This window comes from Microcoleus sp. A6-C6 (assembly GCF_036705955.1).
Taxonomy (GTDB): Bacteria; Cyanobacteriota; Cyanobacteriia; order Cyanobacteriales; family Microcoleaceae; genus Microcoleus.
Genome location: NZ_JAUBVR010000117.1, coordinates 1 through 13109, shown reverse-complemented (window position 1 = coordinate 13109; position 13109 = coordinate 1). Strand labels below are relative to the sequence as shown.

At 44.1% G+C, this 13109-nt stretch carries 14 protein-coding genes and 1 pseudogene; 6 read left to right on the top strand and 9 right to left on the bottom strand.

Annotated elements, in window-relative coordinates; all coding sequences use genetic code 11:
- Both QUB52_RS27280 and QUB52_RS27275 read right to left on the bottom strand, forming a co-directional pair.
- The coding region (locus tag QUB52_RS27280) for a helix-turn-helix domain-containing protein (protein ID WP_332975430.1) at positions 1 to 170 on the bottom strand (170 nt) is incomplete at its 3' end.
- Between the two features lie 144 nt (positions 171 to 314).
- A complete protein-coding gene (locus QUB52_RS27275) occupies positions 315 to 608 on the bottom strand; it encodes a hypothetical protein (protein WP_332975427.1) in 294 nt (97 codons plus the stop codon).
- A 437-nt stretch (positions 609 to 1045) separates the two neighbouring features.
- Between QUB52_RS27275 and QUB52_RS27270 the strand changes: the two genes are divergently transcribed.
- Entirely contained in the window at positions 1046 to 1591 is a 546-nt protein-coding gene (locus tag QUB52_RS27270; protein WP_332975428.1) for a hypothetical protein, read from the top strand.
- 158 nt (positions 1592 to 1749) lie between these two features.
- The gene (locus QUB52_RS27265; protein ID WP_321161616.1) at positions 1750 to 2787 is read left to right on the top strand and encodes a bifunctional transcriptional activator/DNA repair enzyme AdaA; all 1038 of its coding nucleotides are present in this window, start codon (positions 1750 to 1752) and stop codon (positions 2785 to 2787) included.
- A gap of 254 nt (positions 2788 to 3041) precedes the next feature.
- On the opposite strand, the gene QUB52_RS27260 is transcribed toward QUB52_RS27265, so the two are convergent.
- Positions 3042 to 4799, bottom strand: coding sequence for a serine/threonine protein kinase (locus QUB52_RS27260; RefSeq protein ID WP_265236378.1), 1758 nt, complete (start codon positions 4797 to 4799; stop codon positions 3042 to 3044).
- 743 nt (positions 4800 to 5542) lie between these two features.
- On the opposite strand from QUB52_RS27260, the gene QUB52_RS27255 reads away from it, so the two are divergent.
- The 3 genes from QUB52_RS27255 to QUB52_RS27245 all read left to right on the top strand — a co-directional run bounded on the left by QUB52_RS27255 (position 5543) and on the right by QUB52_RS27245 (position 7902).
- Positions 5543 to 6973 carry a form I ribulose bisphosphate carboxylase large subunit gene (locus QUB52_RS27255; protein WP_265236376.1) on the top strand — a complete coding sequence of 477 codons (1431 nt, stop codon included), beginning with the start codon at positions 5543 to 5545 and terminating at the stop codon, positions 6971 to 6973.
- A 137-nt stretch (positions 6974 to 7110) separates the two neighbouring features.
- Positions 7111 to 7521: a RuBisCO chaperone RbcX gene (gene rcbX, locus QUB52_RS27250; protein WP_265236374.1), complete on the top strand. Its 411-nt coding sequence runs from the start codon at positions 7111 to 7113 to the stop codon at positions 7519 to 7521.
- A 45-nt stretch (positions 7522 to 7566) separates the two neighbouring features.
- Positions 7567 to 7902 (top strand): ribulose bisphosphate carboxylase small subunit, encoded by a 336-nt coding sequence (locus QUB52_RS27245; protein WP_265236372.1) that lies wholly within the window; start codon positions 7567 to 7569, stop codon positions 7900 to 7902.
- A 215-nt stretch (positions 7903 to 8117) separates the two neighbouring features.
- Here the strand turns inward: QUB52_RS27245 and QUB52_RS29355 are convergent.
- The 3 genes and pseudogenes from QUB52_RS29355 to QUB52_RS27225 all read right to left on the bottom strand — a co-directional run.
- A pseudogene (locus QUB52_RS29355) lies at positions 8118 to 8874 on the bottom strand (hypothetical protein); the annotation flags it as partial.
- Between the two features lie 118 nt (positions 8875 to 8992).
- Positions 8993 to 9226 carry a hypothetical protein gene (locus tag QUB52_RS27230; protein WP_265236368.1) on the bottom strand — a complete coding sequence of 78 codons (234 nt, stop codon included), beginning with the start codon at positions 9224 to 9226 and terminating at the stop codon, positions 8993 to 8995.
- A gap of 10 nt (positions 9227 to 9236) precedes the next feature.
- Positions 9237 to 10463, bottom strand: a complete 1227-nt coding sequence (locus tag QUB52_RS27225; RefSeq protein ID WP_265236367.1) for a hypothetical protein — start codon at positions 10461 to 10463, stop codon at positions 9237 to 9239.
- 253 nt (positions 10464 to 10716) lie between these two features.
- Between QUB52_RS27225 and QUB52_RS27220 the strand changes: the two genes are divergently transcribed.
- Positions 10717 to 10983 carry a hypothetical protein gene (locus QUB52_RS27220; protein ID WP_265236365.1) on the top strand — a complete coding sequence of 89 codons (267 nt, stop codon included), beginning with the start codon at positions 10717 to 10719 and terminating at the stop codon, positions 10981 to 10983.
- A gap of 73 nt (positions 10984 to 11056) precedes the next feature.
- On the opposite strand, the gene QUB52_RS27215 is transcribed toward QUB52_RS27220, so the two are convergent.
- From QUB52_RS27215 to QUB52_RS27205, 3 genes are all read right to left on the bottom strand, one after another.
- Positions 11057 to 11431: a hypothetical protein gene (locus QUB52_RS27215; protein ID WP_265236363.1), complete on the bottom strand. Its 375-nt coding sequence runs from the start codon at positions 11429 to 11431 to the stop codon at positions 11057 to 11059.
- A gap of 313 nt (positions 11432 to 11744) precedes the next feature.
- Positions 11745 to 12242 carry a 2TM domain-containing protein gene (locus QUB52_RS27210; RefSeq protein WP_265236362.1) on the bottom strand — a complete coding sequence of 166 codons (498 nt, stop codon included), beginning with the start codon at positions 12240 to 12242 and terminating at the stop codon, positions 11745 to 11747.
- Positions 12243 to 12443: 201 nt separating this feature from the next.
- Positions 12444 to 12941 carry a hypothetical protein gene (locus tag QUB52_RS27205; protein ID WP_332975429.1) on the bottom strand — a complete coding sequence of 166 codons (498 nt, stop codon included), beginning with the start codon at positions 12939 to 12941 and terminating at the stop codon, positions 12444 to 12446.
- Positions 12942 to 13109 lie beyond the last annotated feature (168 nt).

Genomic DNA, 13109 nt, shown 5'->3' with positions numbered 1-13109 from the left:
GCTTGAGTAATAAAAGTCTTTTGCAGATCTCCGTTACTTGGTAGCTTTTCGGATGAATTACATAATGCTAGTGAATCATTCCATACAACACGACAGCAGCCAAACAATTTGGCAAGATTGTGAGCTTGCGGAGGAGTTGGATATATGCGGTACTTGTATCTTTGTTTCATGAAACTATTTTAGCATCAGAACAACCATTGACATAAATAGATATAGCCTTTCGAGCGAAAGATTCGCGGACGACTGGGCATAGGGCATAGGGCATAGGGCATAGGGCATAGGGCATACCTCACTTTTGTGAGAACCGCTATATGTTAAGAATATGACTCATTTGAAGAAAGAAAAGAAGGCGGTTGAAACCGCTGCCGACTTGTCCCCATGTTTAAAGCCAGGGGCTTGTGTCTCGCTTTTTGGTCAATTTCTCCAACTAGGTTTAAACCTAGCTGAGCGATAATTTCTTCAGGCAAACAGAGTCGAGTTGCACCTGTATCGACTAAGACATTATCCAGAGTGAGAGAGCGAATTTGCTCTGTTGGTATAAACCCTCTGTCTGCCAATATTTTGTCTACTTCGTTGGTGACGGCGATTGTTGCAGTAACTCTGCCCATGTTTTATTTTTTTGCTCTGTTACCGAATGATATCGAGCAACTTCTAATAACATTATATACAGCAGCCCTTGCCTATTATATCTAATTTTTACAAGTTTTGTATAGCTAGCTTTCCTGGCAGAAAATGCGCCACCGCTCGCTCTTAACAACAATTAACAGTTAACAAATCTATAAACTCGATCGAGTTGAGTTTTGTTAGACTCGCGCCAACTAAAAGCTAAAGATTTCTTAAAGATTGCATCGATAATTCGCGATCGCCCAAAATCGCACAATCCCGAACATAGTGGCTGCGGGGAATTGAAATATCCGCCCAAATTGCCTCAAACTCTAACACCTGCGCGTGTCAATAGCGACTCCAAAAATCGATCGTCAGTAAATTCAGCCGCAGCCGTAGGCTATATTGAGAACACATCTCAGAAAACAAGCAGAAATTTGTGATGAGTATTAGTAGTAGATTGTTTTACCTGGGGCTGGGATCGCTGGCTGTTTTTTGCATTCACTCTATAGTGAGCATGACTTTGGAACACGTACCCCCTTCATGGTCTGATAAAGTAGGGTATTTTATGGGGTCAGCATTTTTATTAGCAATTTCCATAATTACTGCGTTGTGGTGCTATTACTATCTGTTCACTGCGATAGACAATTACAATAATTCAGAAGCCGAATACTATGATATAGAAATGGAGACTTTTCTCAAGCTCCCAGTCCGGGAAACCAACAAGGACACAATCAGCAGCCCAGATGAACTAATAATTATTGAGGATAAATTAGCAGATATCCCCTGCGAAGTATTTTTGGTCGATGGGTGGTACGCAGGGAAAATTATCAGACGAATCAAATTGCTCACAGGAGGAATCGATCGAGAGTCTTCTAAGGTTTATCTCATTGAAATTGGGCAATCTCCACCCCTGCGCCAATGGCTGAGCGCTCAGGTCATCCGCAAGCAGTCAGGTGCAGGTCAGGAACCAAGGGATTGGATCTAGTTTTAGCTCTCCAAAAAGGCGATTCGGTGGTTTTTTCTCTAGCTGACAACTCTAATCTTTTGTTGGGATATATGTAGAAAAAAAATAGTTGTTAATTTTTCGGTTGTCAAACTTTCTTCACCTCAGCGATATTAGTAATAGTGCAATCAAAAAAAACTATGCTAACAGATGATTTAATGTATCAAGCACTGGTTGACAAAGATGTTGCCTGCGAAGGAACTTTTATAGCAGCAGTAAAAACCACAGGTATTTTTTGCCGACCAACTTGTACCGCAAGGAAACCGAAAAAAGAAAATGTAGAATTTTTCCCAACTGCCAAAGCAGCGATACTTCACGGTTACAGACCTTGTAAAGTTTGTAAGCCTTTGGAAATGCTGAATGAAACACCCGATCGCATTCAAGCTATTCTGCGTGAAATCAGCCACAATCCCGCCACAAAATTAACCGATTTGGATTTAACGGCCAGAGGCATTGAGCCAAGTCAAATCCGCCGCTGGTTTTTGAAGAATCACGGCATTACTTTTCATTCCTATCAAAGAATATTGCGGATAAATTCAGCTTTTAAGAAAATACAAAACGGCGAAACAGTTACTGCTACAGCTTACGAGAGCGGTTACGAATCGCTCAGCGGTTTTAACGATTCATTCAAATCTATTTTGGGCGTGTCACCATCAAATAGCAAAAGCAAACAACTAATAGACTTTACCAGATTGGAAACTCCTCTAGGAACTATGTTCGCCTGTGCGGTTGCCCAAGGTATTTGCCTTTTAGAGTTTACCGATCGCAAAATGATTGAGAGGCAGTTTGAGTCATTGGCTAAACTTTTAGATGCGACTGTACTGCAAGGCACAAACAAACATTTTGATGTGTTGCAACAACAACTCAATGAGTATTTTGCAGGCAATCGCCAAGATTTTTCGGTGCCGCTAGTCACACCTGGAACGGAATTTCAGCAGGCGGTTTGGCAAGAGTTACAAAATATTCCCTACGGTTCTACTTGCTCTTATCAGCAACAAGCTGCTGCCTTGAAAAATCCTAAAGCAGTTCGTGCTGTGGCAAATGCTAACGGAATGAATAGAATTTGTATTGTTATTCCTTGTCATCGAGTAATTGGATATGATGGAAAATTAACAGGTTATGCGGGCGGTTTATGGAGAAAGAAATGGTTGCTCGATCATGAAGCAGAAAATCGTTGATTGTGAATTAATATTATTTCCATTCAAGAATACCGGGCGGTTGAAACCGCGTCGATAAAAACAAAACCTGCCTCCGCAGGTTGAAGAGTGAGCGGTTAACATCACATTTATGGAGAAAAAATGCACTCTAAGCGGGTTGGAATTCTTGATTTTCTTCATTCCGCGGAGGGGGAATTCGTTTGTGTAGACGCGGTTTAAACCGCCGTTTTATATTATGCCAAGCGTGTTGGGAAATAATATTAATTATGAATTTTCTACCGCCATCCCAACCACCTCAACACGGGCACAACTAAATAATGACTCACTCCTAAACAAAGCCCGATCGCACTTCCCAACAAACCAAAGAAAACAATTGAACCCCAAACTTGCAGCCAGAAGTTAGCATTAGACGACTGTGACAAAATCGCAAAGAAACTTCCAGGAAAAATGTTCAAAGCATTCAAAAACAGAAACACTCCCGTAGAACAAACAGCCACCACCAAAGCATGAACTAATTGATGGCTACGCAAACCCATTCCCACAGTCAAAGAGGCGATCGCAAAAGCCCCTAAAATAATCCCCTGTACCCCGCTAGAAGTGGTTGCTTCCATCCAACACAAACCAGCCAACAAATAGCCCTGAGCTCCCATCAATCCCGATAGCCAATACTGTTTTTGTTGGCGAAAACTCCCCGCATCCGTCAAACCGATCGCAGTGCCCCAACCCGCAAAGGCAAACAGCAGCACTTCGGGCCCGACAGAAAAAGTCATGTTATGGATTAATTGGTGCAAACCTTCATTCAAAAAATTGGCAACTTCTGGGCCGATAGGTGAAGCATAGCCCAAAACCAAACCGCCGATCGCCCCCGCACATCCACCAACCCCGCCGAGCACCATTTCCCAGCCCGTATCTAGAGAAGCTACCACGATTTGGGCGATCGCGCCGAACACCAAAACCGTCAAACTTGCTGTTTTTTGCGCCCCCGCCACCACTATTTGCCGGCAGAATTCCACAATAGCTTGACTGACTGGGGCTGTGGCAATTTTGCCCTTACTCCTAGCATAAATCTCCTGCAAGCGCGATCGAACATCCGCAGCCGAAGCCGGACGCTGCTGTATATTCGATCGCACCATATCATCCAACAAATTCGCAAAAGCCGGACTCACAGACACAATATGTCGCCAGCGCAACTCCCCCGTCATCGGATCTTCAATTTCCGCCGGATACTTCCCCGTCAGTAAATGAATACAAGTCCGCCCCAGCGCATAAAAATCCGTCGCCGGCACCACACCACCGCCCACAATTTGTTCCGGCGGGCTGTACCCAGGCGAAATCAACCGCGTCGAGCTCGGAGAATCTTTCCCCACCGATTCCCCACCGCCCATCTGCTTAACACCCCCAAAGTCGATCGTCACCAACTGCAAACCGCCCAAACCATTGTTCAATAAAGCTTGTGGTGATTCTGGATCTCGCAGCATCAAATTGCTCGGTTTAATGTCGCGGTGAATAATCTGACACCGATGCAACTCCTCTAAAATTTCCACAGCTTGACTCAGCCAACTAAACACCCATTCCTGCGGACATCCCTGATGGTGCTCTTCGAGAACTTCTTCCAAAGTTTTGCCATGAATCTTTTCCATTACCAAACAAGGTAAGCGTCTCGCTGCGGTATTTCCATCCCCGCCTGCAAAATTTTGGGTTTGGACGTGAAAATAACCGTCCGGCTCGACTCTAGGCACACCAGGATGCCGCAAAAGTGCCAAAACCCAAGCTTCTTGCTCGAACAGTTTTACCGCTTTCGGGGAAGTCTCTAGCAACAATTTCAAGACGCGCTCGGTTTGAGTTTCTGTGTCCCAAACTGTGTAGATGGCTGCAAAACCCCCGGTACCGAGACCTTGTAGAGGTATGTAACGATTTTTTAGCCGCAGCGGGGTTCCGCAACTCTGGCAAAAATTGTTGCCCCAAGTCTGAGGGTAAGGCCTTGGGCAATCTGGATTGATGCAGTGGACGGCTTTTGAAGGGGGATGGGGCACAACCAGAGTAGAAATGGGGCTAGATATCCATATTAGACTTACGCGCAGCTAACGCAGAAACCCGGTTTTAAGCGAAGTTTAATTGCTGTAACGACGGATTTGCGTTGGTTTATACACCAGGTTGCTGCACAACTCCTGTCCATATTATGTGCTATGGTGCGGATTTTTGACTTGGTGGTCTGGGAGTTCTATTAGTTGCCGATCGCACTTGCGACTTCAGAAACCCGGTTTCTTTGTAGATTTCTCGTTAATAAACCTAAATTTTTCGTAGAAACCCGGTTTCTCGCCCCCCCACGAGATTTGAGATTTTGGATTTGAGATTTTGGATTTGAGATTTTGGATTGCAGTTGAGATTGATTTCAACTACAACCACAAATTTAGGTATTTATAACTAATTCCCAATTTCCCAATTCCCAATTTCCCATTCCCAATTACCAATTCTGATTTTCCAGGATCAAATTCTTTACATAAACCTTATTTATCGGTTGTTTGGCTTGCTGCAAAATATCTTTCGCGCGATCGAACTTCCCCGCCCCCTCTGCGATCCCTAGCCTTTCCCCCTGCATCCTTCGCCGCTTGCATTTTATAAGATATGTTACAAATATTGTCTTAATGTAAAGGAAAATAAAGAATACTTATGATGATTAAAAGAATATTAAAATTTGAGAGTGTCCGTTTATTGGTATATTTTTAGGAGCCGGCCATCGGGCCCAAAAAATTAAGCGAATACTAGGAAGCGAGATATGGCTTACGCGCAAACCCAAACTCAATCAAAGGCTGGGTATAAAGCCGGAGTTCAAGACTATAAACTAACGTATTACACACCGGATTACACGCCGAAAGATACAGATATTTTGGCGGCTTTCCGCGTAACTCCACAGCCTGGAGTACCACCAGAAGAAGCAGGCGCTGCTGTAGCTGCTGAATCTTCCACCGGTACCTGGACGACTGTTTGGACTGACCTCCTGACCGACCTCGATCGCTACAAAGGTCGTTGCTACGATATCGAGCCAGTCCCCGGCGAAGACAACCAATATATCTGCTTCATCGCTTATCCTTTGGATTTGTTTGAAGAAGGTTCCGTCACCAACTTGCTGACCTCTTTGGTTGGTAACGTGTTCGGTTTCAAAGCTCTGCGTGCTCTGCGGTTGGAAGACTTGCGGATTCCCATTGCTTACCTGAAAACCTTCCAAGGCCCTCCTCACGGTATTACCGTTGAGCGGGACAAATTGAACAAGTACGGCCGTCCTTTGCTGGGTTGTACAATTAAGCCCAAATTGGGTCTGTCTGCTAAGAACTACGGCCGCGCCGTTTACGAAGTTCTACGCGGCGGTTTGGACTTTACCAAAGACGACGAAAACATCAACTCGCAACCGTTCATGCGCTGGCGCGATCGCTTCCTGTTCGTTCAAGAAGCTATTGAAAAATCCCAAGCAGAAACCGGCGAAGTCAAGGGTCACTACTTAAACGTAACCGCCCCTACCTTTGAAGAAATGATGGAACGGGCTGAGTTCGCCAAAGAAATCAAAACCCCGATCATCATGCACGACTACCTAACCGGTGGTTTCACTGCAAACACCAGCTTGGCTAAATGGTGCCGCAAAAACGGTATTTTGCTGCACATTCACCGCGCCATGCACGCTGTGATCGATCGTCAAAAAAACCACGGTATCCACTTCCGCGTACTTGCCAAGTGCTTGCGGATGTCCGGCGGCGACCACCTGCACTCCGGTACAGTTGTGGGCAAACTCGAAGGCGAAAAAGGCATCACGATGGGCTTCGTAGACTTGATGCGCGAAGACCACATCGAAGAAGACCGCAGCCGCGGTATTTACTTCACCCAAGATTGGGCCTCCATGCCTGGTGTCATGCCAGTTGCTTCTGGTGGTATCCACATCTGGCATATGCCAGCTTTGGTTGAAATCTTCGGCGACGACTCCTGCTTGCAGTTCGGCGGCGGCACCTTGGGCCACCCTTGGGGTAACGCACCTGGTGCAACTGCTAACCGCGTTGCTTTGGAAGCTTGCGTCCAAGCTCGTAACGAAGGTCGCAACTTGATGCGCGAAGGCGGAGACATCATTCGCGAAGCTTGCAAATGGAGCCCTGAATTGGCTGTTGCTTGCGAACTTTGGAAAGAAATCAAGTTTGAATTCGAGGCAATGGATACCGTTTGATGATTTTTGGTTAGAGATTTTAGGTTTTAGGTAGCAAACTTACTGTTAAGTCTTTATCTTGGAAGAAGATTTACAAGTAAGTTTGCATCCAAAATCTAAAATTAACAATCCAAAACTCTTAAGGGCTGGGGTCAAAAATGGATCTCAAACAAGTTGCGAAAGACACCGCTAAGGTGCTGGCAAGTTACCTAACCTATCAATCCGTGCGGATTGTAGTCGCTCAGTTGAGCGAAACCAATCCTGCTCAGGCAATCTGGTTGAATGACTTTTCCACCAAGGGCAAAATCCAAGATGGAGAAGCTTACATTCAAGAGTTGCTGAGGGAAAATCAAGATTTAGGATTTCGGATCATGACGGTGCGAGAATATCTGGCGCACGATGTGACAGAGTTTTTGCCAGAAATGGTTTCTACTGGCATTCAACAGTCGAATATGGAACACAGACGCCAGCATTTAGAGCGAATTACGCAACTTAATTGGTCTGTTTCTAGCAGTCATCCTGAAGCATCAATAGATTCAGAACCGAATCTGGATAATTTGTCGAGTTAATCGATCGACAAGTGCGATCGAACACACACCTTAGAGATACAAAAAATGAGAACTTTACCAAAAGAGCGTCGTTACGAAACTCTGTCCTATTTGCCCCCGCTGACAGACGCCCAAATCGCCAAGCAACTGCAATACATCTTGGATCAAGGCTACATTCCCGGCGTAGAATTCAACGAAACCTCTGCCCCTGAAATGCGCTACTGGACATTGTGGAAGTTGCCTTTATTTGGTGCTCGCAGCGTCCAAGAAATCATGGTTGAAGTTCAAGCTTGCCGCCAAGAAAATCCTCAGTGCTACATCCGCGTCATGGGTTTTGACAACGTGAAGCAATGCCAAGTGCTGAGCTTCATCGTGCACAAGCCAAACACCAGAGGCTACTAAGTTTTAACAGCTCTATTTTTTAGAGAAAAAGTTAGCTAAAAATTGAGGTAGGGAATTCTCCCTGCTTCATTTTTTTTATGCAGAAGACTGGGCGGTTGAAACCGCGTCTATACAAACAAAACCCGGATGGTGCGCGGGTTGAAGAGACGGCGGTTGAAACCGCGTCTATACAAACAAAACCCGGATGGTGCGCGGGTTGAAGATTGGATTGCTAGAAGTTTACAAATAGCTTTCAAAACTTGCAGCAACACAACTGAAGATTCGGGTTCCATCAAAGTTAGAAAGGGCATTAACTGATAGGTGGGCGGATTGCCGCGACGGATATTAACGAACTGATAAAACTCTCCGCTAGTTGCAAGTCCCCAGACTGACTCTTGATATTCTAAACTTTTATAGGCATAAGTTAGCAGTTGGGGCAAACCAGCACGCGGAGCAATTAGACTGTTTTTAGATTCTATTACTAAAATCCAAAATCCGGCGTTGCTTAATCAGGGTATGAAAAATAATTAGGCAAAAATCCAGAAGCTTTGTGGACAATGGTTTTTATGATTTGCATATTTAGCCGTTCATACCGTAAATCAGCAACGCCCAAAATCCTATATCAGCGGCGATTTGTTTTTCTTTATTGATTGCTAAGATGTCAAATCGACCTGTAATCGTTGTGTCTTCATCTTCTATAGTAATATTAGCAATATTTTCTTCTAGACTCATCTTTAAAGGCGATCGATAAAAGCCAGCCAATCGCATTAAAGGAAAAGTAGCTAGAGCTTGTACCAGCCCTTCAGGGACTTTTTCCACAGAAAGGTATTCGCGAAAATCGTTGCGGATTTGTACGAGTTCTAGCTGTTCAAACTCGGTGAGTGGTTCTAATGACAAGAAACTTGGGTACGTATCGTTATTAAAGATTTGTTGAAACTTCAAAAAATCACTAACTTCATTGAGCGTTATATTTTTAGGATTAATAACGGTCATAACTTTAAAACCCATTAAGTCTCTATTGTGATTCTAACATATCGGCAAAAGTAGGTTCGTAGTAAGGACTTCAGTCCTTAAATCCGAGGCCGAAAGGACTAAAGTTCTGACTACGAATCTAATCTACTCGATCCATTACAACTCCGTCAACTATTTCATAACCCCAACTAGAATGTCTGGCTGCAAGTTGTTTCGCCATGCCATATTCGCCCAAACTGCAAAGCTCTATTAACTGCTGAAAACCTAAATATTTCTCATGCTGCAATCTTTCCTGCCGCAGCTTGGCTCTTTCTGCATTTGAAGGATTTGCTCGCTCTACTCCCAGCGGATTAATATCCCTAACTCGTTTCATTTTAGCATCCTTAAAAAGGGATATATTCTACGATTTCACCGTCAACTATTTCGTATCCCCATTCTGGGTTAGCAGCGATTTGTTTCTCAACTATACTTCGACCGAGAGAAGTTTGGTAAGCTTTTTGCAAAAAGGAAATACTGGGGATTTCGTCGGCGGTTTGCGGTTCTTTTTGTTCGAGTTTTGGGGGTTCTGCGATTGTTTCAGATGTGGATTGATTCAGGGCAAATTGCGGCGCGATCGCCCCTAATTTATTCATCACGCTTTCTTTGGTAATTTGCGGTCTTTCGTTGAAGGAAGACGGTAAATATGCGTTTTGCACGCCCTGGTTTTTAGCTTTGAGCGCATCATCGGCAATACGATCGCACTTTCGCAAAAAACCCTCCCACAAATCCTTCCCCAAAACCGGGTTTCTCAAGTCAGCACGAGCCTTAGACACTGCTGCTTCCAGCGGTTCGCCCTTGTGCACATAATACTGAATTCGCTCCTCTTCAAACGCCGGATAAGGCACTTCCGGCTCAATTTCCCACTCTCGCTTAACTTTCTGACTTTCTCCTAAAGGAATTCCGGCGATAAATTCGTCCCAAAAAGTCGAGGTTAAGCCCTTTGTCATGCTGTCAATAATTTTAAAAGCCCATCCCGAAGGATTGCCAAACCATAAGTTACGATCCCTGGCATATTCTTCTAAAGCTCGCTGAAAGTTATGCAGTTCTGATGATTGAGAATTCCAAGGCCCGCTAAATTGGTAATTTTGGTAGACAGCAACCGCTCTTTGCTGGCGCGGTTGTCCGAAAAATTTGTCGGTTTTAACTACACGCTCTGGGGGTGAAGTTTCGGCGATTATTTCTACAGGAGGATTGTTATGTTCGCGGTTTGTTTGTGTTATAATATCATCGGAATTAGTTGTCCACAAGTTATTAACTTTTTCCTCAAAAGCGTCAATATCCGCCCAGAGTTCGAGGATTTCGGTGTTGGGATTTGTTGATTTTGCTTTCAGGAGCGATCGCACTTTCAGCAGTTTGATCGCAATTTCTTGTTCTTCGCGATTTAAACCAGTAGCTTTTTCAATTTCACTGCCGTTAGTTTTCACCCATTCGTCCGAGTTGCACTGTTGTGCTTGCCATTGCAATAATTGACAAAGAAAAATACTCGCCGTGACTCCGCCCGTAATTTTGCCTAGAGTGGGATAGTAGATGGCGGGATTTCCTAGATTTCCTAAAAATATTCCTATTTTCATTTTTTAGATTCCTAAGTCCCTTGAATCGTAGGGTGCGCATTGCGCACCTTACCCTTGAATCGTAGGGTGCGCATTGCGCACCTTACCTCGACTAAACTAGCATTGAAAAACTTAAGATTTTCTTTAAGCTTCTGTCTATTGCCGACGGAATGGAGTTTCTAGAGGAAAGACGGGGATCGTGTATGCGATCGCCTGATTGACAGAACCGAGTTAAGCGTAATAATAAATTATTCACTGTACAGATCCTCCCAAAATGAATCCAGAACGCCAAGAGGCTTATTTGAACTTAATCGAGCGAGTGCTTACCTGTCCCAACGGCCAAGAACCAGAGGTTTTAAGTTCCTGTTCAGATTTAATAGATGCGGGATTTGTGCAGATGCTAATCCAGATATCAGCTTCAATGGCCGGCGAAGGTGACGCAGATACTGCTAAATTTTTAGTGCAACTTGCTCGTTTGCTGGGGAAATCTTTGGGTTTGTCACCGGATATCGTGCCTGCTGGCTACAGCAGTGCACAGTAGTAGGGGAAAAGTGCGATCGCCTCGTTATATCATGTTTTGATAAATTGCGGCGAATTTAACTGCATCGATGGCTTTACAGTTTATATTCCAGAGGCTCACAAAAATCATTCACCCCAGTTTTAAATACATAAATAATCACCGATGTTACCAAAATCTGCGGGCAAGTTTTGGCTGCGACTAAATCTCTAAAAGCAGCATTCAATTGTCCGTTTATCAACTCTTCTTTTACCTCAGATTTGCAAATAGCAACGCGGCATCTTTTTGCCAATCCGTCCAACCAATTTTCAGAGATATTCGGTTCTTGTCCAGCTTGAATTGCTAGAGAAATCGCTGCATCTTCGATGTTGCCTTCACAATCTTCGATTTCGTCTAGGGCTTTGAGGGCTTCGGGATATTCCGCTAATTGCGATCGAAATTGGGCAATTTCTTGTGAGGTAATAATCACCATAAGATTTTCCTGTGTTTCCTGCTGGCGGATATGTTTAGAAGTTAAAGTTGGTATTATAGCATTTTTTGCTTGAGGTTGGGATTGGGCGATTCCCTAGGGGAGAGCTCTACCGCGCGTACTTAATTACATTTTCAACTGATTTTTGCCACTTCGCAATAGCCAGCCTGGAGGTTAAATCCTCATCTCAAAGCGGAAGTCGGCGCGATGAAGACTGATGTTAAAATTGATTGATTTCCTCTGTTATTGCGAAGTTCGTGAATCAATCGCAGACATTAGGCGATAAATCTGTCATTGACACAAAAGTGACTGAATATCAAGACTGCAACCACTTCATCAGCTTATCCGTCGCAGTACCGATAGACTCTCCCACCTGTTTTTTCAAACGCCATCGCTGAAACGCTTGTTCGTAATCTTCCCCTTCAGTTTGATAAACATTCCAAGCATTTAGCGACAATCCCAATCCCCACGTTAGTAAAATGAACAATGACCAAGAAAGCTCGTGCGATCCTGCTAGATTAAACAAAACTAAAAAAGTATTGATAATGCCGTACTTTGTCAAGTTTTTCCGCAATTTGCCGCGACGGTAAGAGTTAAAAACCAGCTTTTCTTGAAATTCCCCTCTAGTGGCTAACCATTGCTGTTCCGCCACCACAATATCCTGTTCGGAAATGCCCAATTCCGCCGCAATCTCGAAAAGCTGCACTCGGGAAAGTTCGCCTTCATCTTGTCGCCGTGCGATCGCAAGCTGTAAAATACCTTGAGCATCCTCTGAACCGTAAATTTGACTTATTTGACTGTCATTGGTTGCCATAACAAGTTTCCTATAATTCCTGATATCCTTTCTATGATAGAGATAAGCGCAGTTAAACGGTAGGTAGGGACATTGGCGGATTTCAACACCCGAACAGTTGAGTTGACGCATTGGGCTGAGGGCATTGCTAATTGGTAGTAAATAACCAATAACCAATAACTCATAACTAATGACTAATGACTACTGACTACTGACTACTGACTAACCCAAAGTATACATCCAGCCATCCCGCGCACAAATCCTCACAATGCCATCCCAAACAACAGGCGTCGCCTCAAAGGATAAACCCGGTTTAAATCTCCCCGATTCTTTTACCTTCAAACGGTAAAACTCGCCCTTAGCATTTTTCAAAGCATTCTTATCTCCAGATTTCGCTCGTTCCCACTTCAACTCAAACAAATAAACACCATTATATCCCGCACTAATCAGTTTATTGCCATCAGTAAAAATCGGAGTCGAAATCGAAGAACCAATCTCTTTTTTAAAGACTATTACAGGAGTATCATAAGACTGGTTGCGCCAAGGTACAGCATTTTTTTTGCCTGTCATCATATCTTGGGAACCGATATACAAATTGCCGTCGATCGCATTTGTGGCAAATAGCAGCGGAAAGTCCCCAGGATTGTACTCGTCATTCAGCGCCACAGAGCCGATTATCCCACCTTCCCAACTAGAAAGTCGGCGATTTCCGGTTGGCAAAAACCATTCAACGCTGGCATTCGGTGCTTTGTTGGGATTTAGTTTTAGGACTCCGCCGTTACCCGCAATATATTGTTTTTCAATGGCACAAAACGTAAGGATTCAGGTCTAAGATTGGGGAATTAAAGAAGGCATAAATAAGTCACAAAAATGGGCAGATATAGCATC